19 protein-coding genes are annotated in these 19,010 nt (G+C 43.0%); 8 read left to right on the forward strand and 11 right to left on the reverse strand.

All coding sequences use genetic code 11. The features are described 5' to 3' along the window. Positions 1-7 precede the first annotated feature (7 nt). Entirely contained in the window at positions 8-1,246 is a 1,239-nt protein-coding gene (locus AC3D28_RS00665; protein ID WP_488535233.1) for an MFS transporter, read from the forward strand. 229 nt (positions 1,247-1,475) lie between these two features. Here AC3D28_RS00665 and AC3D28_RS00670 read toward each other — a convergent pair whose 3' ends face one another. Further along, the gene (locus tag AC3D28_RS00670; RefSeq protein ID WP_488535234.1) at positions 1,476-2,327 is read right to left on the reverse strand and encodes a universal stress protein; all 852 of its coding nucleotides are present in this window, start codon (positions 2,325-2,327) and stop codon (positions 1,476-1,478) included. A 10-nt stretch (positions 2,328-2,337) separates the two neighbouring features. Continuing rightward, positions 2,338-3,828, reverse strand: a complete 1,491-nt coding sequence (locus tag AC3D28_RS00675; RefSeq protein WP_488535235.1) for a SulP family inorganic anion transporter — start codon at positions 3,826-3,828, stop codon at positions 2,338-2,340. A 221-nt stretch (positions 3,829-4,049) separates the two neighbouring features. Between AC3D28_RS00675 and AC3D28_RS00680 the strand changes: the two genes are divergently transcribed. Further along, on the forward strand, positions 4,050-5,192 hold the full coding sequence (locus tag AC3D28_RS00680) for a GGDEF domain-containing protein (RefSeq protein ID WP_488535236.1): 1,143 nt from the start codon (positions 4,050-4,052) through the stop codon (positions 5,190-5,192). Continuing rightward, on the forward strand, positions 5,182-5,514 hold the full coding sequence (locus tag AC3D28_RS00685) for a TraR/DksA family transcriptional regulator (protein ID WP_488535237.1): 333 nt from the start codon (positions 5,182-5,184) through the stop codon (positions 5,512-5,514). The genes AC3D28_RS00680 and AC3D28_RS00685 overlap by 11 nt, the downstream gene beginning before the upstream one ends. 141 nt (positions 5,515-5,655) lie before the next feature. Here the strand turns inward: AC3D28_RS00685 and AC3D28_RS00690 are convergent, their stop codons facing one another. From AC3D28_RS00690 to AC3D28_RS00725, 8 genes are all read right to left on the reverse strand, one after another. Then, positions 5,656-6,687, reverse strand: coding sequence for a hypothetical protein (locus AC3D28_RS00690; RefSeq protein ID WP_488535238.1), 1,032 nt, complete (start codon positions 6,685-6,687; stop codon positions 5,656-5,658). A gap of 17 nt (positions 6,688-6,704) precedes the next feature. Beyond that, complete coding sequence (locus tag AC3D28_RS00695; RefSeq protein WP_047886783.1) at positions 6,705-7,403, reverse strand: 4Fe-4S dicluster domain-containing protein; 699 nt, start codon at positions 7,401-7,403, stop codon at positions 6,705-6,707. Positions 7,404-7,420: 17 nt separating this feature from the next. Next, a complete protein-coding gene (locus AC3D28_RS00700; RefSeq protein WP_488535239.1) occupies positions 7,421-9,976 on the reverse strand; it encodes a molybdopterin-dependent oxidoreductase in 2,556 nt (851 codons plus the stop codon). Positions 9,977-10,208: 232 nt separating this feature from the next. Beyond that, on the reverse strand, positions 10,209-10,853 hold the full coding sequence (phoU, locus tag AC3D28_RS00705) for a phosphate signaling complex protein PhoU (protein WP_488535240.1): 645 nt from the start codon (positions 10,851-10,853) through the stop codon (positions 10,209-10,211). Between the two features lie 9 nt (positions 10,854-10,862). After that, the gene (pstB, locus tag AC3D28_RS00710) at positions 10,863-11,723 is read right to left on the reverse strand and encodes a phosphate ABC transporter ATP-binding protein PstB (protein ID WP_488535241.1); all 861 of its coding nucleotides are present in this window, start codon (positions 11,721-11,723) and stop codon (positions 10,863-10,865) included. Between the two features lie 14 nt (positions 11,724-11,737). Continuing rightward, a complete protein-coding gene (gene pstA, locus AC3D28_RS00715; RefSeq protein WP_102969022.1) occupies positions 11,738-12,658 on the reverse strand; it encodes a phosphate ABC transporter permease PstA in 921 nt (306 codons plus the stop codon). Continuing rightward, positions 12,658-13,590, reverse strand: coding sequence for a phosphate ABC transporter permease subunit PstC (gene pstC, locus AC3D28_RS00720; RefSeq protein WP_102969023.1), 933 nt, complete (start codon positions 13,588-13,590; stop codon positions 12,658-12,660). Before pstC ends, pstA begins: the two co-directional genes overlap by 1 nt. A 70-nt stretch (positions 13,591-13,660) precedes the next feature. Then, a complete protein-coding gene (locus tag AC3D28_RS00725; RefSeq protein ID WP_488535242.1) occupies positions 13,661-14,653 on the reverse strand; it encodes a PstS family phosphate ABC transporter substrate-binding protein in 993 nt (330 codons plus the stop codon). A gap of 172 nt (positions 14,654-14,825) precedes the next feature. On the opposite strand from AC3D28_RS00725, the gene AC3D28_RS00730 reads away from it, so the two are divergent. The 5 genes from AC3D28_RS00730 (at position 14,826) to arsJ (ending at position 18,428) form a co-directional block, all read left to right on the forward strand. Continuing rightward, on the forward strand, positions 14,826-15,197 hold the full coding sequence (locus AC3D28_RS00730) for a hypothetical protein (RefSeq protein WP_161441077.1): 372 nt from the start codon (positions 14,826-14,828) through the stop codon (positions 15,195-15,197). A 76-nt stretch (positions 15,198-15,273) separates the two neighbouring features. After that, the gene (locus tag AC3D28_RS00735; RefSeq protein WP_488535243.1) at positions 15,274-15,615 is read left to right on the forward strand and encodes a metalloregulator ArsR/SmtB family transcription factor; all 342 of its coding nucleotides are present in this window, start codon (positions 15,274-15,276) and stop codon (positions 15,613-15,615) included. A gap of 13 nt (positions 15,616-15,628) precedes the next feature. Then, positions 15,629-16,630 carry an ArsJ-associated glyceraldehyde-3-phosphate dehydrogenase gene (locus AC3D28_RS00740; RefSeq protein WP_161441076.1) on the forward strand — a complete coding sequence of 334 codons (1,002 nt, stop codon included), beginning with the start codon at positions 15,629-15,631 and terminating at the stop codon, positions 16,628-16,630. A gap of 12 nt (positions 16,631-16,642) precedes the next feature. Continuing rightward, the gene (locus AC3D28_RS00745) at positions 16,643-17,152 is read left to right on the forward strand and encodes a cyclin-dependent kinase inhibitor 3 family protein (RefSeq protein WP_488535244.1); all 510 of its coding nucleotides are present in this window, start codon (positions 16,643-16,645) and stop codon (positions 17,150-17,152) included. Positions 17,153-17,201: 49 nt separating this feature from the next. Further along, on the forward strand, positions 17,202-18,428 hold the full coding sequence (arsJ, locus tag AC3D28_RS00750; RefSeq protein ID WP_085342758.1) for an organoarsenical effux MFS transporter ArsJ: 1,227 nt from the start codon (positions 17,202-17,204) through the stop codon (positions 18,426-18,428). Between the two features lie 228 nt (positions 18,429-18,656). Here arsJ and AC3D28_RS00755 read toward each other — a convergent pair whose 3' ends face one another. Beyond that, entirely contained in the window at positions 18,657-18,941 is a 285-nt protein-coding gene (locus tag AC3D28_RS00755) for an arsenate-mycothiol transferase ArsC (RefSeq protein WP_488535245.1), read from the reverse strand. Positions 18,942-19,010: the final 69 nt, after the last annotated feature.

A 19,010-nucleotide genomic window follows, 5' to 3' on the forward strand; every position in this document is an offset into this window, starting at 1 on the left:
ATTTTAGGTGATAAAAATCCTTGTGAATAGTTATATACATTTTATACGTCAACAATGGCCACTGTTGACATTTGGCTTTCTGACCGTTTTTATCGGCAATGTTGGGCAGTCTTTTTTCTTAAGTTGGTTTGGAGCTGATATTCAACGTTCACTAGCTATGAGCGCTGATGATTATGGCTTTATTTATGCGATAGCTACTCTTAGCAGCAGCACTATAATTTTTATTGTGGGAGATATCGTTGATCGCTGGTCTTTATCACGAACAATTACTATCGTTGCACTATTATTAGCTGCTTCTTGCTTTCTTATGTCGCAAGTTCGCACCTCTTGGATGCTTTTTTTCTCATTTTGGGGATTGCGATTGGCGGGACAAGGGTTATTTCCTCACATTGCTCAAACCACTATGATTCGTAGTTATACTTATCAACGAGGGAAAGCACTCAGTTTATCCTCTAGTGGTGTAGCGTTTGGTGAAATGGTTTTACCTTTAACGTTAATGTTGATGATTACATTCTTAGGCTGGCGAACCAGTTGGATTGGATTATCTATTATTGTTCTTGTGGTGTATTTGCCTTGCGCTTTATGGCTATTAGGTCGATCTCAGCGCCACTTTGAAGAATTAAAAATAGCAGATAAAAAAATGTCGGTGAAACATTCTCGTGGACGGAAAGAAGTGATAAAAGATTGGCGATTTTGGTCAGTGATCCCGACAGTCTTAGCAGCTCCTTTCATTGTGACAGGCATTTTTATTCAGCAGCACTATTTACTGGATCAAAAATCGTGGCCTGCCTCTATACTCGCCAGTAGTTTTGTTGCTTATGGCTTTTTGCATTGGGTTAGCTCTATGATGGCAGGTTCTTTAGTTGACCGTTACCAAGCAAAACGTTTATTACCTTTTTTACCTTTACCATTAATTACTGGGCTACTTGTTTTAGCTACTTTAAACCAGTTATGGGCAGCCCCACTATTTATGATTTTATTGGGATTTGGAATGGGGGCTTCTAGTCCTATAATTGGATCGTTATGGGCAGAAATGTACGGTACTCAGCATATAGGTGCTATTCGATCAATGGTTACCTCAATGATGATTTTTTCCACAGCAGCGTCTCCATGGCTGTTTGGCTTGCTGATTGAGTTAGGTTGGTCGGCTTCAAGGTTATTTGGCTTTTTAGCGATAGGAACTGTAGGTATTTTATTACTATTATTACCTGCTTATCGATCGTTTCGAGCTGAACAAAGTACATAAGAAGATTTTCGTATCTCCTGTGCAGTTTAGAATTTGACGATTCTCTATTCTCGCTAAAACAACAAATCTCTCGTTGGTTATATGATTGTTACAGTCAGCATCTATGAACAAGACTCGTAGCGGTAAGGTTAACGACATAGCTTAAAGATCTGACCTTGTCCCAGTATCGTATCCTGAGTTTAACATCTTTTTTATATAAAGAAGCCTTCCGTTAGGAAGGCTTTAGATTCTATCGTATCAGTAGTAGAGGGACCGTTGTGTCGGTAATAATCCTTGTCGTATTACTTCCGACAAAGAACTGGCGAAGTTTAGAATGCCCGTAAGCCCCCATCACAATCATGCCAATCTTTTGCTGCTGCTGATAGGTCAAGATAGCGGAATGCACTTCACCTTGTAATTGGGCTTCAACAACGTTGATGCCCTTGGCCTTAAGTTTTTGCGCAGCATTTGAAAAAGCATCAGATTTACTATCAGAATCCTCAACCATCACAAGATGACAGGTCATGCCTTTTAGAAGTGGCGTGTTGATCGCTTTTTCAACCAGTTTCTCGCTGATAGTACTGCCGTCGAAGGCAAGTATATAACTATCTGGCGGAGAAAAATGACCTGAGGCAATCAGGATATGAGCCTTGAGCGAACGCACAACACTTTCTAACTGTGAGCCAATGGTTTTAGTGTCATTCTGATGAAGCTCACCAGACTTACCCATGACCAACACACGAATGTCTTGCTCCATATCGGTTAAAGTTTCAACAAGATTGCCATGCTTTTGTCGCTTCTGAATATTGTTGTGACCTTGTTCATTCAAGTGACTTTCTAGTTCACTTAATAGCGCTTTTCCGTGCTTAAGTGCAATCTTTGCTCGTTGCTCATCCAGTTCAACAAGCTCTGCCAGTAACTGCTCTCTCGCACCTAAGCCAATATTGCCACTTAATTCACTGTCCGCTTCTTGTGACGACGATTTGTCTAACACATGAAGTAACGTCAGGGGCGCAGATAGTTGTTGTGATGTCCATCCGCCAATGTCGGCAACCGCTTTAGAATAGCTTGACCCATCGATACACGCGATTATGTTTGTCATATGTGACTCCTTAGTGTCCGCCCATCAGTTTTTCAACTTCTTCTGGTTTATCGTGGATAGCAAACTTATCAACGATGGTGCTGGTCGCTTCATTCATACCAATCAAATTGACATCGGTGCCTTCGCGTCTGAACTTAATCACAACACGATCGAGAGAAGAAACCGAGGTAATATCCCAGAAATGCGCATTTGAGAGATCAATCGTGACACGATCAAGCGCTTCTTTAAAGTCAAACGCTTTTAAAAATTGATCTGACGAAGCAAAAAAGACTTGTCCCACAACACGATATGTACGCTCTTCACCACTTTCAGACAAATCGCTTTTCACCACCATGAAACGACCAATCTTGTTGGCAAAAAACAGCGAAGCCAGTAAAACACCGACAAAGACACCAATGGCGAGGTTGTGAGTCGCGACCACTACCACTACTGTCGCAATCATAACAATATTGGTCGATATAGGATGAGACTTAAGATCTTTAATCGAACTCCAAGAGAAAGTACCGATAGAGACCATGATCATCACGGCAACGAGCGCGGCCATTGGGATCTGTTTCAACCAATCGCCTAAAAAAACAACCATAACAAGAAGAAACACACCCGCGGCAAAGCTAGATAAGCGACCACGACCACCCGATTTAACATTGATAATGGATTGACCAATCATGGCACAACCAGCCATACCACCTAATAGCCCCGAACCAATATTGGCAATACCTTGGCCTTTACACTCGCGGTTCTTATCGCTGTTAGTATCCGTTAAATCATCCACAATCGTGGCTGTCATCATCGATTCAAGCAAGCCCACAATCGCAAGACCTAATGAGTAAGGTAAAATAATCCAAAGTGTTTCAAGGTTAAGTGGGACATCAGGCCATAAGAAAACAGGCAAAGTGTCAGGGAGTTGTCCCATATCGCCAACCGTACGAATGTCGATATTAAAGACAATCGCGACTGCCGTCAGAGAGATAATACACACAAGTGGTGATGGCAAAAGTTTGCCGACATAAGGGAGATAAGGGAACAAGTAGATAATCGCAAGACCCGCAGCCGTCATTGCGTAAACATGCCAAGTCACGTTGGTTAACTCTGGCAGTTGCGCCATAAAAATCAGAATCGCTAACGCATTCACAAAGCCAGTGACCACCGACCGAGAGACAAAGCGCATTAAATCCCCTAACTTGAGATAGCCTGCTGCGATTTGGATGATGCCTGTCAACACGGTTGCGGCTAATAGGTATTGTAAGCCATGCTCTTTAACGAGCGTGACCATCAATAGAGCCATCGCCCCTGTTGCCGCTGATATCATCCCTGGACGCCCACCGACAATGGATATGATAACAGCAATACTAAATGAGGCGTATAGACCCACTTTAGGATCTAAACCTGCGATAATAGAGAACGCAATCGCTTCAGGGATCAAAGCCAAGGCGACAACTATACCAGCCAGCACATCACCACGCACATTGGATAACCAATCACGTTTCATCGTTTCAATCATGAATTTACTCGTAAAATTAATAAATTAGTTAATGTATAGAAAGGAATTGAGGAAGGCGGGTGGTCTAAGGCGGCGTAAGTTGCATCGGCATATCCCTCTAAAATTTAAAAAACGTGACTATAATCACAAGCAGCATAAACTTCAACCTCTTTTTTGTTCTTCTTATACAGATAAGATCACTTACAATAATCACTTAAACTTGATGAGACATCAGAGGTGGTATGCAAATTGATTATAGTTGGTTTGATTCGATTAGAATGCCACTTATGATCGTGAATGATAAACTTGAACTTTGTTACCTTAATCACAGCGCTCAATCGCTTGTAGATAAGCATGAGAAAGGAAAGGATTTCATTCGTTGTTTGCGGCTTGAAAAGTACGATTGTCTAGTCGCTGATGTTATAGATCGGTTATTAAAAAATCTCAAATCAAATCAAACCACAGAATTAAATGAATGCTCCATCATAGGAAAACCTTTTGAAAGTCAGCTACTCATCACTAAATTATCATCTAGCCTATTTCTCATTCAGATTAATTTAAAACAAACTATCAGCACTGCTACACTATCTCTTTTTAATATTAGTCCAATAGCCATCATGATAACTGATGAAAACGATATTATTTTGTCAGTTAACCACGCTTTTGAACAATTACTTGGCTATGCTCAGCATGAGCTGCTAGGCCTAACCCCCACAGCTTTGCGAAGTAGTTTACATGATGATGAGATATTGACCTCAATGTGGCAAAAGGTGAACGATGAAGGTTTTTGGGAAGGCGAGATACATCATCGACATCGCAATGATTCAATAGTGACCAATACTCTATCAATCAGGCGTTATTTTGAACGTGAACGTTGTTACTATTTATCATTTTTAAATGACGTATCAGCTCATTTTAGAGAAATTAAGAAATTAAAAAAGCATGCATACTTTGATTATCTCACTAAATTACCTAATAGGTTTCTATTAGAAAGTGAGTTTAATCAATATAAAAGTAAATATAGCGAGTTTTATCTGACTTTTATTGATCTGGGTGACTTCAAAGAAATTAATGATAATTTCGGCCATGAAGTTGGAGATCAAGTTTTAATTGAGGTGTCAAGTTTTCTGCTAACACTATTCTGTGATAGTTTTGTCTGTCGATATGGGGGCGATGAATTTATAATATTAAGCACAACCAATGAGTTTAATTTTATCGATCCCCTCAATAAAGAAATTAATATTTGTAGTAATAATTTTAATATCCAAATTCATTTTGGAACCGCTCAGTATCCTAAGAGTGGAGATTGTCTTGAATCGATAATAAAAATTGCAGATAAAAGCATGTATGATCATAAATTTGGAAGGAAACAAAATGGACGTTAGAGACTTCAAAGAAAAGCTTCTTCAAATGGAAAGCGATCTCATTTCAGAAATGGAGATTAATAATTTCACAGGCTCTAAAAATACGGTTCACCTTGATCAACAAAGTGTAGGTCGCCTGTCTAGGATGGATGCGATACAAGCACAACAAATGGCGCTTGAGTCGCAAAGAAGAAGAGAAGTTAATCTAGCAGCGGTGAGGGCTGCATTACATCGAATTAAGAATAATGATTATGGTTATTGCCTATCATGTGGTGATGACATTAATCCTAAAAGATTAGATATTAATCCTTGTGTTGTTAAATGTATCAAGTGCGCAAGCTAGAATGAATAGAAGGACTTAATGGAATATTCCTTTATTCCTTGTGCTATTTTTTTAATAACTGAAATTCTGTTGGAAACTTTAATAAATTCAAGATTTCCACACAAGAATAAAGGGGCGAATATCGCCCCTTGTTGAGAACCATTAGTTATGAACTCTCCTTGAACGTAAATAGGGTATACCTTGAATTATGATGTTGTAAGTAATAACAAAAACACTGACACCGAATATCAATATACCTATTTCAGCACTATTGGGAGAATAGTTGATGGAAGAACCAAACCAAGTTATTTTTGGACCTAACACAAAATTCTGACCTTGGATAACAAATATAAGCTCTATGCTAAATACCGAAGCGAGTAAAAAGCTTGCGCTGATTTTCGGCAACGTTTTTACCAGCAGCCATGCTAATGCGACGCCTAGCACTGAGAATATTGGTAGCCATTGAGGCTCTTCTAACACATGTGCTCTTGCTAAATAACCCCATTTGATCGTAAGGAAAATCGTCAAAAGACCAAACATCCAACGTGCAACACTGAGATAATAATTGTTGATCTTATTTTTTGATGTTAATAGGATCATAGCAACACCAGAGCTTAAAGCACAGATGAAGGTTAAAAATGAAGCATCTATGCCACTGTAGCCTTCTCGTCCAATAACCGTACCAAAAACACTGCCCAACACTAAACTTGCCGTTACTGCCACAATAAGCGTAGCGTAAGTTAAAAACGTATCTAGTGACGAATGTTTATCAAATAGAATCATTGTTAACTTAATAAACAGTAAGAGCAGCTCTATTGAGTAAAGTGTCCCCATCCACCAAATCGGTGACAATAAGTTAGGGCTGAACACTAACCAGAATACATGTAAAGGCGACCCCATCTCTGTGGCTAGTGAAGCAAAAGCCCCGACTAAAAGCCCAAGAGCAAGGCCAATCAATGGAAGTTTGTTTGCCTCAATACCTTCTATCTGCTTAAGAGAACCATACGCATAAACAATGGACACGCCTGTACTGGACAAAGCCAAAAATATGTAGCTGATTAGAGGTAATGTCCAAATCATCGCGTCATTGGTAGAAAATGAAGGTTGAATAAACCACTCTTCTATCGCGAAAAAACCACCAAATACTAAACCAGCGAGACTGATGATGAGTAATATTTTATTGCTGATATTCATTGTAGCCTCCTGCTATCTTAGTGGCGTTGGGGAGTATAGCGTCGGATATAAAACACCTTCGCTTGCGTTCCCAACTCAGCTCGAAGAGGTTGTCCGTTGTATTTTTTGATCAGAACAGACACCTCACTATTTGGATCATCTAAATCCCCAACGACACGAGCACCAGAAGGGCAAGCATCAACACAGGCTGGGTTTAGCCCTTCTTTCAGACGGTGGGCGCAGAACGTACATTTTTCTACCGTACCTCTTGATCGCATCGAAGGGTAGATGTTCGCCGATTCTGGGTTGCTTTGTGGGCTACCCGTGCCTCCCGTTGCTTCCAACATGCTTTGACCTGTGAATCCGCCTTGAACCACTGGTATATCACTTTTCCAGCGCTGGTGAGGTTTTTCCCAGTTAAAGCTGATGACACCATATGGACAGTTCACCATACACGCTTTACATCCAATACATTTATCAGGATCGTGTAAAGTCAGCCCACCTTCTGCTTTGTGCATGGCTTGCGTAGGGCATCCCTTGACGCAGGGAGCATCATCACAGTGGTTACACATGGTTGAAATGTATTCAAACTCTATATTCGGATATTTGCCGCCTTGACGGATAATTTTATCGCACCAATTGATGGTTTCAGGTGTATGATTTTCGGCTTTGCAAGCCAAGACACATCCCGTGCAGCCAACGCATTTTTGTTGGTCGATTACCATGCCATATTTCATGATTCATTCTCCTCAAACTAGGCTTTTTCTACACGAACACCAATTTGTCCATAAAATGCAGATGAACCTGAGAGTCCCTCATAAGCTGGAGGTAGTAACTCATTATTATTTCCTCCTCTAGCTTTGGCACCAAACTTCTCAGAAGCAATACGACCATAAGCCCAATGCCCTTGACCATAAGCCTTTGCAATCGTTCCAGGGCGAACACCTTCAAACAGAGAAGCAGTGCAGTGAATGCTGCCTTGTTCAGAGGTAATCGTGATAGGGTCACCTTCTTGTATGCCAAGGGAATTGGCATCTACAGGATTAATTTTCGCGACATCGGCGTTTTTTCTAGAACCAGGGTCTATATCAAGATTGTTCTGATACCAAGGAGTATTAGCGCTGCGCCCTTCTCGGTTCAAGCGAGATTTATGATCCACCAATAGCATCGGGTACTGTTCGGGATCTCCGTATCTAAACGGCGGCTCATAGTGTGGCATGAAAGCCTGTTCCCCTCTCGCTGTGTAGCCTGTTGCTTGCATGACCTCATCAACAACTGCATGGTGTTTTTTCGCGTGTTTTTCCAACGCCAGTTTTAAAGTTTCACTATAAAATTCAAATTTTTTCGTTGCCGTTTTCATATCGCTCCAGCGTGCGCGGAAAGGATAAGGATCCGAGTTCCAAACACCTTTTTGTCTAAACTCCTTCCAGCCCGAAAATCTGTCGCCACTTTTATACATTTGTGGATCCCAAAGAGGTTGAGTTACAATTTTAGTTGCGTACTCAGCAATTTCTTGAGGTGACGCTGGCGATTTACCTGTTTCTGGATCACGAAATTCTTGAGTTAAGTAATCAAGTGGTTCAGTGAAACCACGAGCGGCGAGTTCCTGAGCAATAAGCCATGGAATACCACATTCGTCTTCATGTATTTCTCCCATCGCAGGAACAAGCGGTTGCGTAATTGACAACTGGGAGTATCGATTTCCAGAGGTTTTTTGGATCCCCCAACGCTCGAACATGAAGTGAGGTGCAGGTAGGAGTAGATCGGCATACCAACTGAATTCGCTCACGTTTGTTGTGATATGGGTAACAAAGTCTACTTTCTTTAGCGCCTCCTCCCACCTTTTAGCGCCAGGAGCAGAGAAGCTAAAATTATTAAAGTATCCCAATACCACTTTCGGTAGATAAGGGTCTTCTTCTAATATACTTTGAGCCACAGCATTGGTGACAACGCCCCCTCCACTCTTACCTTCTTTTAATGCAGGAAACTCTAATCGACCACGGCGATCAATTTTCTCGTATTTCAGCCCATTAGCACCGATTTCATCAACATAGTTCTTGCTAGAAGGGATTTTGTTTGCGGGTACTGAATTCCATTTCAATACACCGCCTTCTTGGTCAATCGCGCCCAGTAAGCCATTCAAAGCATGAAGCGTCATTGCGGTATAGGCACCACGGTGCTGCATCTGCACGCCACGCGAACGCCAAATTTGCACTCTCGGTGCTGCATCGACTAATTTAATTGCCAAGCGCTCAATCTGTTGCTTGGAAATACCACACAATGGCTCTGCCCATTCAGGAGTGCATGTTTTGAGTACTGAATTCCACCAATGAACTAAACCATGGGTATGTAGTTCATTAAAACTGTTTTCATCCACATCACAATTTGCGATGAAGCGATTGACTCCACCATTAAAATCCCCAACAAAGGGTTTATGCCAGCCACCGAGAACGAGTATTTGATGAGCTAGGGCTAACCCTAACGCACCATCTTGTCCTGGTTCAATCGGTAACCATTCATCAGCCTTTGCGGCTGATGCGGAATAGCGAGGATCAACAATCGCTACTTGAGCCCTGTCGAGCGTATTTCCCCACTCTGAGCAGTAATAGGAAACTTGTCGGTTTGCGCTTAATGGGTCAACACCAAAAGAGAGTATGTAACGTGTGTCTTGAATATCGTATTGACGATAGCCCCAGTCACCTTCAGTAAAAAAGCTACCGAGTTTGTCAGCTTCAGCACATAACGCACTGTGGGTAATATCATTCGGGGAACCAAGAACGTGCGTGAAGTTTTTGATTAGCACATCACTAAGCTCAGAATACCGACCGCGTAATGCAACGTATTTATGTGTCTCATTGGTTTCACGCAAGGCCATAATTTTATCGGCAATGAGCGCAATTGCACTGCCCCACGAAATGGGCTTAAACTGAGGATCTACGCCTCGCCCTTTTTTAGGATTCGTTCTGATAACAGGCTGGGCTAGGCGATCTGGGTCGTACAACTCCTGCAAAGCGATATACTGACGTGGGCAGCTTGACGTGCCATGTACTTTTGAGAATTCATTTCCTCGTATATGCAGTGCTCTTCCTTGTTGAACATAGACTTGTTTTGCACAAAAAGAAGTGCAGCCGTTGCATGTTGTTGCTATCCACTGACCACTATTGACAGATGCGGTCGTTGTATAACCTGCTCTATCCATCGCTTTTACAATAGGGTTTATACCAAATAGGGCTAGTGACGTGGCTGCGCCAGCGCCTATCAAAAAATGGCGTCGTGAAATATCCAGCGACTCTTTATTGATTATGTTCATACCACATTGCTCCTTATAATGTTATATGGATAACTGTATATGGAAATAAAGAGCAAATATTAGAAAGTGCTCACTCAATGCGGCGCTAATGATAAAAATATGAGCATCACTTGATTTACATCAAGTTAACACCAGATGATGAAGTGACTACGAGGGAAAAGCCAAGAATGGTATGAAGGTTTGAGGGAAGAAAATTGTCAGGGGTGCTCCCCCTGACAACTAAAACGAAGGATTAACCATTCACCATAAACTGTACGTCAGTGGCAATGTCACTGATATGATCACCTGCTCGCTCTAGCCCTTTCGCAATAAACAACAGTTCAACCAGTTGTTCAGATGATGTGGCTTGTTGGTTAAAGCTCTGAATGAGCAGTGTGTATACATCTCGATAATAGGCATCAAGCGTATCATCGCCTTCCCAGACAACATTCGCCTGAGTGGCATTTTTAGTATTGTATGCCTCAATGACACTACGCAGCATTGTCACTAGGTGACAATGCATCTGGTGAAATATCTCATTGAGTTCATCAGGGATGACTTGTTTGAACTGACTCGACTTTACCGCCATCGATTTTGCATAATCACCGACACGCTCTAACCTGGGTGCGATGCGCATTGATGAGAGGATAAAGCGCAGGTCATCGGCTACGGCATGTTGACGTGCTAATACCCTGGATCCATGTTGCTCGATGTTATTCAAGTACTGGTTGGCGATACGGTCTTGAGCAACAATGTTATCGGCTAGCTCAGTATTAGGTTTATCAAAGACATCAATCGCTTGCTCGAACTCTGTTAACACAATGTTGGCGAGTTCATTGAGTTCGATTTTTATCTGTTCTAAGTCACGATCAAATGTCTTTAGAGTATGATTTTCCATTTTATATTCCTAACCAAAACGGCCTGTGATGTAGTCGCGAGTCTTCTCTTTTGCTGGTGACGTAAACAAGGTATCTGTTGGCGCAAATTCAACCATTTCGCCCATATGCATGTAAGCGGTATAGTGAGAGATACGCGCCGCTTGTTGCATGTTGTGCGTCACCATGACTACCGTAGTCTCTTTGTGCAAGTCGCTCAGTAGATCTTCAATCTTGGCAGTTGCAATGGGGTCTAATGCCGATGTCGGCTCATCCAGTAGCAGCAAATCTGGCTTTGGCGCTAATGCTCGCGCGATGCAAAGGCGTTGTTGTTGCCCTCCAGATAACCCATAGGCTGAGGTGTGAAGTCTGTCTTTGACTTCATCCCAAATCGCTGCGCCTCTTAGCGATTCTTCTGCACGAGCATCAAGCTCGGCTTTGTTACTGACACCGCGAATACGCAGCCCAGCCACCACATTTTCATAAATGCTTTTCGGGAAAGGGTTAGGCTTTTGGAACACCATGCCGACCGTTAAACGAACTAGGCCAGGATCCATATCAATCAGATTGTGAGCACTAGGATGCAACAGGATTTCTCCTTCATAGCGATTGCCTGGATAGAGGTCATGCATTCGGTTAAAGCTGCGCAGCAGCGTACTCTTACCGCAACCAGATGGACCAATCAGTGCGGTGATCTTTTTATCCGCAATCGGTAAATTGACATTGTGCAAAGCATGAACCTTACCGCCGTACCAGAAATTGAGGTTTTTGACTTCTGCACGAAGCGTTTCTTTCACTGAGGAGGCGTACGATATCGCTGCGCTGCGTTTCACGCTATCTTGCTCGGTTGCCACTGATTGGCTAGAGAAAGTTGAAATAGTTTGTGTCGTCATTGCTTGGTTCTCTCTTACTTCAGGTTACGACGCAGTCGGTATCGGATATAAATGGCAATACCATTCATCAATATTGTCATCGCCATGAGCACAACACCTGTCGCAGCAGCGTTAATGTGGAACTCCGCTTGGGGGCGGGACACCCAGTTAAATAGTTGGATAGGCATCAAAGTGAACGGGCTGGACAACCACTCAAAATTAATGAATGGGAACTCACTTTGAAATGGTGAACTTGGCAAAAATGCAATAAAGGTTAGCGCACCAATGGTAATCACAGGCGCAGCTTCACCAATGGCACGAGCCAGACCAACTATCGTGCCTGTTAAAATGCCAGGTCTTGCTGCGGGTAATATGTACATGCGCACGGTTTGCCATTGGTCAGCCCCCAGACCATAAGCGGCTTCACGTAGCTCCTGAGGAATGCTGCGAATCGATTCTCGTGTCGAAACAATAATCACTGGCAGTATCAGTAGCGCGAGGACTAATCCCGCCGTAATGATGCTTTCCCCTAAACCAAAACCATAAATAAACAAGCCCAAAGCCAGTAAGCCGTAGATAATGGAAGGCACGCCTGCTAGGTTACTGACGTTGATTTCAATGATATTCGTCAGCCAGTTCTTTGGTGCATACTCTTCGAGGTACAACCCTGCGGCGACACCAAAAGGGATGGCGATACAAGCCGTCACCAACATCACAAGACTGGTGCCAACCCATGCAGATAAAATACCCGCACGCTCTGGGTGTCGTGAAGGAAAGTTGGTATAAAAATCAGCGTCAAAAAGACGAGGAAATCCAGAATAAATCAGCTCGGCAAAAACACTGACCAGCAGTGACATCGCAATAAGCAGGATAATGATCCCAATCGTTGCGACGGTGAGATCGGCTTGTTTATTTTTACGGACGATCTGTTCGAGAGTTAAAGTGGTGTTTTGCATTAGTAAACCTCTCTGAATCGACGGCGTAGATAGAAACCTAGGATGTTAAAAATCAGAGTGATGATGAAAAGTACTAAGCCTGCGGCAAAGACAGACTGATAGGCAATCGTGCCATGGGGTAAATCTCCCATCGCCATCTGTACGATGAATGATGTGATGGTGGCGGCTCCTTCAGTAGGATCAAAACCAAACCGTGGGTTTTGCCCCGCAGCAATCGCGACGACCATGGTTTCACCAACCGCGCGTGACATACCTAGAATACAAGCGGCTGTAATGCCAGATAAGGCAGCAGGGATCACGATATGTGTAGCAACGCGAAAGCGAGAATAGCCCAACGCATAGCCTGCTTCTCTTAAGTGCATAGGCACAGAACGCATGGCATCTTCACTCACGGAGGCCGTATACGGCAGGATCATAATCCCCATCACAATACCTGGTGCTAACAAGTTAAAACCAGAGAGACTTGGAATGAAGGTTTGCAGTAGAGGTGTAACAAAAAGCAGCGCAAAGAAGCCATAAACAACCGTTGGCACGCCTTCTAAAAGCTCCAGGAAAGGTTTAACTACTTCTCGTACTCGGTTGCTGGCGTATTCACTCAAATAAATGGCAAGGCCAATCCCCGCAGGAATGGCAACCCCAAGAGCGATACCTGCGACGGTGAGTGTTGCTGAGACTAACGTCATTACACCAAAGTGAGCATTAGCAAACATCGGTGTCCACTGAGTGTCAGTGAGAAAATCGAGAATAGATACATGCTGGAAAAAGGGTAATGATTCTGAAACCAGCACATACACAATACCCACTGTGACAAAAATGGAAGCCAGAGCCGCAGCCAGAAGAAGGTAACGGCTCACCACATTCCAAAATGCACGTCGTTTTAAAAAGGCTTCAGATACCAAGAGGCTTGAAGAACTGGATTGAGTAGTATTCATATTCATTGCCTGAGTAAAGAGAACAAGGAGGGCAGCAAAGCTTCCCTCCATGAATCAATACAATAATGACTTACTTAGGAGTACGAGCTAACAGCTCTTCAATGCCGACACCGACTTCGGCTCCGTGGAAAACAGAACCAGTGCGACGTTGCTTAAAGTTTTCTTGCGCCAACTGGTAGGCTTTGTTAGGCAGTGGAACGTAGCCAACTTCTTTTACCAGCTCAGGAGCGTGCGAAGTATCCATATAGAAGTTTACGAAACGTTCAACGTGGGCTTTTTCATCGGCTGATTTTTTGTTCACGTAGATGAAAATTGGACGTGAGAGTGGTTGGTAGGTTGCATTCTTCGCATTTTCAACACTTGGCTCTACAGGTTGACTGCCTTTCCAACTAATTGGTGCGGCTTTTAGTTTGTCTTTGTTTTCTTCATAGTAAGCCAAACCAAAGAAACCCAGTGCATCAACGTCATTAGAGACCCCTTGTACGATGATGTTGTCGTCTTCGCTGGCGGTGAAATCGCCACGGCTAGACTTGCCTTCAACAATCGCTTCAAGGAAGTAATCATAAGTACCAGAGTCAGTACCAGGACCAAAAAGTTTAAGTGGTCGATCAGGGAACGCAGGATTCATTTGCTTCCATGTCATGACCTTACCTTGAGCTGCTGGTTCCCAAGCTTTTTTCAGATCTTCGACGTTCAGGTGTTTAACCCAATCATTTTTCGGGTTGATAACCACAGTCAGTGCATCGAGTGCCGCAGGAAGTTCAATGAACTCAATGCCGTTTTCAGCACACAGTTTGCGCTCAGAATCCTTAATTGGTCTAGAGGCATTCGAAATATCCGTTTCACCACGACAGAACTTTTTAAAACCACCGCCAGTACCAGAAATACCAACAGTGACCATAGTTTTACCTTTCTCTGCAATCTGAAACTCTTCAGCCATCGCCTCTGTAATAGGGAAAACTGTACTAGAGCCATCAATTTTAACCAGATCACGAGCGAATGCGCCTTGACTAGCTGCGAGTAACGTCGCGCCAACTAAGGCTGCTGACAAAGTATGTTTCATGACTTATCTCCATGTTTTGCGTCATTGATAACTTCGATGGTTACGTTACTACTCATTTGTGACACTTTTGTGTCCGTTTATTTAAATATACATGTATCCATATGTACGAACTTAAAAATATACTGTATGTTTTTACGACCGTGGAATCTTACTTATTGATGAGAATGCCAGGATGGATAAGAGAACTGTACATTTCATTAGCTACCCAACCTCCGATCTAGCCTGTATTGCTGCTCAGCTTCTTTTTAGTCGCTCTAGTGACCGATATCACATCAGTTATGAAAGGCTGCCCAACGAAGAAGACTGCGGCGATACGCTGGATTGCTTTGGATATTTTGGTTATCTCTTTTTAGATGCCTCGGATGAGATAGAGCCAGGCTATGACTATGTCATTGACATCAACTATGCGATGCATCGAGTTGGAAGGCGTAGAGAGGCATATCAAAAAAACCTTTATTGGGAAGTGACTTGTAATCAAAACGCAATAGAAGAACTACAGAATCACATCAGCTATTTCTCTTCTCGTTGCGACGTCATCCTGTAATCTCCCTGCGTTTTTTTGTTGACAGACGATACACATCAAATAATATATACGCATATGCAGATAAATAGGATTTGGCATGTTACCTCACCAGTTTTTTAAATTACTTTCAGATGAAACGCGGGTTCGTTGCTTGTTAATGATTGCCCGTGAAGAAAAGGTCTGTGTCGGGGAGTTGACAGAAGCCCTTAATGAAAGCCAACCCAAGATTTCTCGCCACCTTGCATTGCTCCGTTCGAGTAGTGTGGTGGTTGATACCCGTCAGGGGCAGTGGGTTTTCTACCGTTTATCGGATCAGCTTCCTGGTTGGATGAGAAAACAGATCCAAGGGTTAGTTGACTCTAACTGCCTGAAAGCAGAATACCAGCAAGATATTCAACGCTTATCCGAGATGAAATCTCGTCCAGAATGTTGTGTTTAAAGGAAAAATTAAGATGTCTATCAAAGTAGGAATTAATGGATTCGGTCGTATTGGACGTTTAGCGCTGAGAGCGTCGTTTGATTGGCCTGAAATCGAGTTCGTTCAGATTAACGATGTGGCAGGTGATGCGGCAACCTTAGCTCACCTGCTTGAGTTTGACTCAGTGCAAGGTCGCTGGCACCACGAAGTGGCGAGTGAAGGTAACTCAATTGTCATCAATGGAAAAACCATCGCCACCTCGCAAGAAAAAGCTATCGATGCAGTAGATTGGTCTGGTTGTGATGTGGTGATCGAGGCAACGGGTAAACACCGTAAATCCGAGTTCCTGAATCAGTATTTAGCTCAAGGTGTTAAACGCGTGGTGGTTTCCGCTCCAGTCAAAGAAGAAGGTGTTGCTAACATTGTTGTTGGTGTTAACGACCACATTTTTGACCCAGAGAAACACCAGATTGTGACTGCTGCATCTTGTACTACTAACTGTATTGCACCTGTGGTGAAAGTGATTCATGAAAAACTCGGTATTGAGCAATCTTCGTTTACGACCATTCATGATTTGACAAATACTCAAACCATTCTCGATGCTCCGCATAAAGACCTTCGCCGTGCGCGTGCTTGTGGTATGAGCTTGATCCCAACGACCACAGGTTCTGCGAAAGCGATTATCGAAATTTTCCCTGAACTTAAAGGAAAAATTGATGGTCATGCAGTGCGTGTTCCGTTAGCTAACGCTTCATTAACCGACATTATTTTTGATGTTAAGCGAGACACTACGGCTGAAGAGGTGAACGACTTACTTAAAGAAGCGTCGCAGAATGAACTGAAAGGCATACTTGGTTTCGAAGAACGCCCTCTTGTTTCTATTGATTACAAAGGGGACCAACGTTCAACGATTGTCGATGCGCTTTCGACTATGGTTGTTGGCAAGCGTATGGTGAAAATCTATGCGTGGTATGACAACGAAATGGGTTACGCAACACGTACCGCAGAACTTGTTCGTAAAGTCGGCCTAGCATAAGGAAGCAAACCAATGACACATCCTACGTGGGAACTGCCTGTTGAAGACAATGTTGAAGACAATAACGCAGCGTTAGTACTAACTCCTTGTCCTGGCACTAAAGAAGCGTCGCTGAGTGACAGTATTGATCAACTCAAGTCTCAAGGTGTAACCATCGTTGTTACGGCACTGAGCACTCATGAGATGCAAGAAAAAGGCGTTGGTGACTTGCCAGACATTGTTGAGCAAGCAGGCTTGCAATGGTTCCATACACCAATAGAAGATGACTGCGCACCAAACGAAGCGTTCTTAGCTCGTTGGACACATATATCCCCTTCGTTACACAAAGCTATAGAAAATGGCGAAAAGATAGCGATGCATTGTATGGGAGGATCAGGGCGTACTGGTTTGCTTGCTGCCCATCTCTTGCTAGAGAAAGACTGGGAGTTGCAAGAAATCATTACCCATGTCCAGTCATTAAGACCTGGCGCGTTTACCAAAGATGTACAAGTTGAGTACATCCACCAATTTGCTAATCAATAGAAGCCTTGAAGAGCTGCCTTAGGCGGCTCTTTTTTTAAAGAGAGTGAATATGTTGTCTAAACTCAACCAAAATGTCCGCCAGTACATGTTGGTCACATTTAACTATTGGAACTTCACTGTTACCGATGGCGCATTACGCATGTTGGTGGTGCTCTATTTTTATGATTTGGGGTATTCAACCTTAGAGATCGCCTCCCTTTTTCTTTTTTATGAATTCTTTGGCGTCGTCACTAACCTCATCGGTGGCTGGCTAGGTGCTCGTCTTGGGTTGAACCGAACGATGAATATCGGTTTGGGAATGCAAATCATCGCTCTGTCAATGCTGGCTGTCCCTGCAAGTTGGCTCTCGATTCCATGGGTCATGGCGGCACAAGCCTTGTCAGGTATTGCCAAAGACCTAAACAAAATGAGTGCGAAAAGCTCCATCAAAACCTTGGTGCCAGAGAATGCGCAAGGAGCATTGTATAAGTGGATTGCCATACTTACAGGCTCTAAAAACGCGCTAAAAGGTGCAGGATTTTTCTTAGGTGGTGCGTTGTTATCGATGATTGGCTTCCAATATGCGGTAGCTGCGATGGCTGGTGTTCTTTTACTGGTCTTTATCGGCAGTGTGATTAGCCTTAAATCCGACCTGGGCAAAGCGAAAAATAAACCTAAGTTCTCTGAAATTTTTTCCAAATCTAGCAGCGTAAACATTCTATCCGCTGCTCGTATGTTCCTGTTTGGTGCGCGTGATGTTTGGTTTGTGATTGCACTGCCTATCTATCTGGGATCTGTGTTTGGATGGGATCATAGCGCAGTAGGTGGATTCCTGGCTATTTGGGTGATCGGTTACGGAATCATTCAAGGAATTGCACCAAAGATAACTGGCAGTAAGTCTGGGCATACTCCAGATGGTAAAGCCGCGATAGTGTGGGCGTTAGTATTGTCTGTAGTGACTGGCGTAATTGCTTACAGTGTGCAGCAACAATGGCACCCAGAAGTGGTTATTGTCGTTGGACTGATGATTTTTGGTGCTGTGTTTGCGGTTAATTCTTCTCTGCACTCGTACTTAATCGTCAGCTATGCCAAGGGTGATGGCGTCTCTCTGGATGTCGGTTTCTACTACATGGCAAACGCAATGGGACGCTTGATAGGGACTGTTTTATCTGGATGGGTGTTCCAAATGTGGGGGTTCTCAGCCTGTCTATGGGTATCCTTTGCCTTTTTAGCATTAACGACCATTATTTCGTTTTGGTTGCCTATAGGTACAAATCAAAAACTGGCTCAGCAATAAATAAAACTAAGCAGATTTGTTCACCAATGCCAGCAATCGTAGCTGGCATTATTTTTAAACCTTAAGTAATGGAAGAAACGAGAGCTGTAAGAAACCTTTAATGAAGTAGTATCAGTTCGTTACGCATACACTTATCGACATTGATTTTAGATCCAGAAAATGCTGTTTTTATTTCTTCAGAATCGAGAGTTTGAAAATCGATGTTTGCATGAGCTTCAATTCTTCGTTTTAGAGAGGAGTAAACGTTATCGCACTGCTTGTTAAATTCGGAAACTGAAGCTTCATCATTAGATCTGGATGGAAGCTCAGCCCTTCTTCCCATGACGAGCTGTGAAACTCAGAGGCATCAAAACCATGCATATCAAGGTATTGTGCAATAAGAGGATTGATCTGACCCTTAGGATGGCTACCGCCACTTGCGATTTGGAAATTTTCAGGCAGGTGTTTTTTTGCAATTGCTTCAGCCAAAATGCTTCTGTTTGCATTATGTTTGCACACAAGTAATATTTTCATCAATTGCCCTGTAAATGTTTAGGATTACTAAATTCGACATTTATCATGCTTCCATTACAGTTTTTTGAC

The sequence above is a fragment of the Vibrio sp. TAP-3B genome (genome assembly GCF_057784735.1).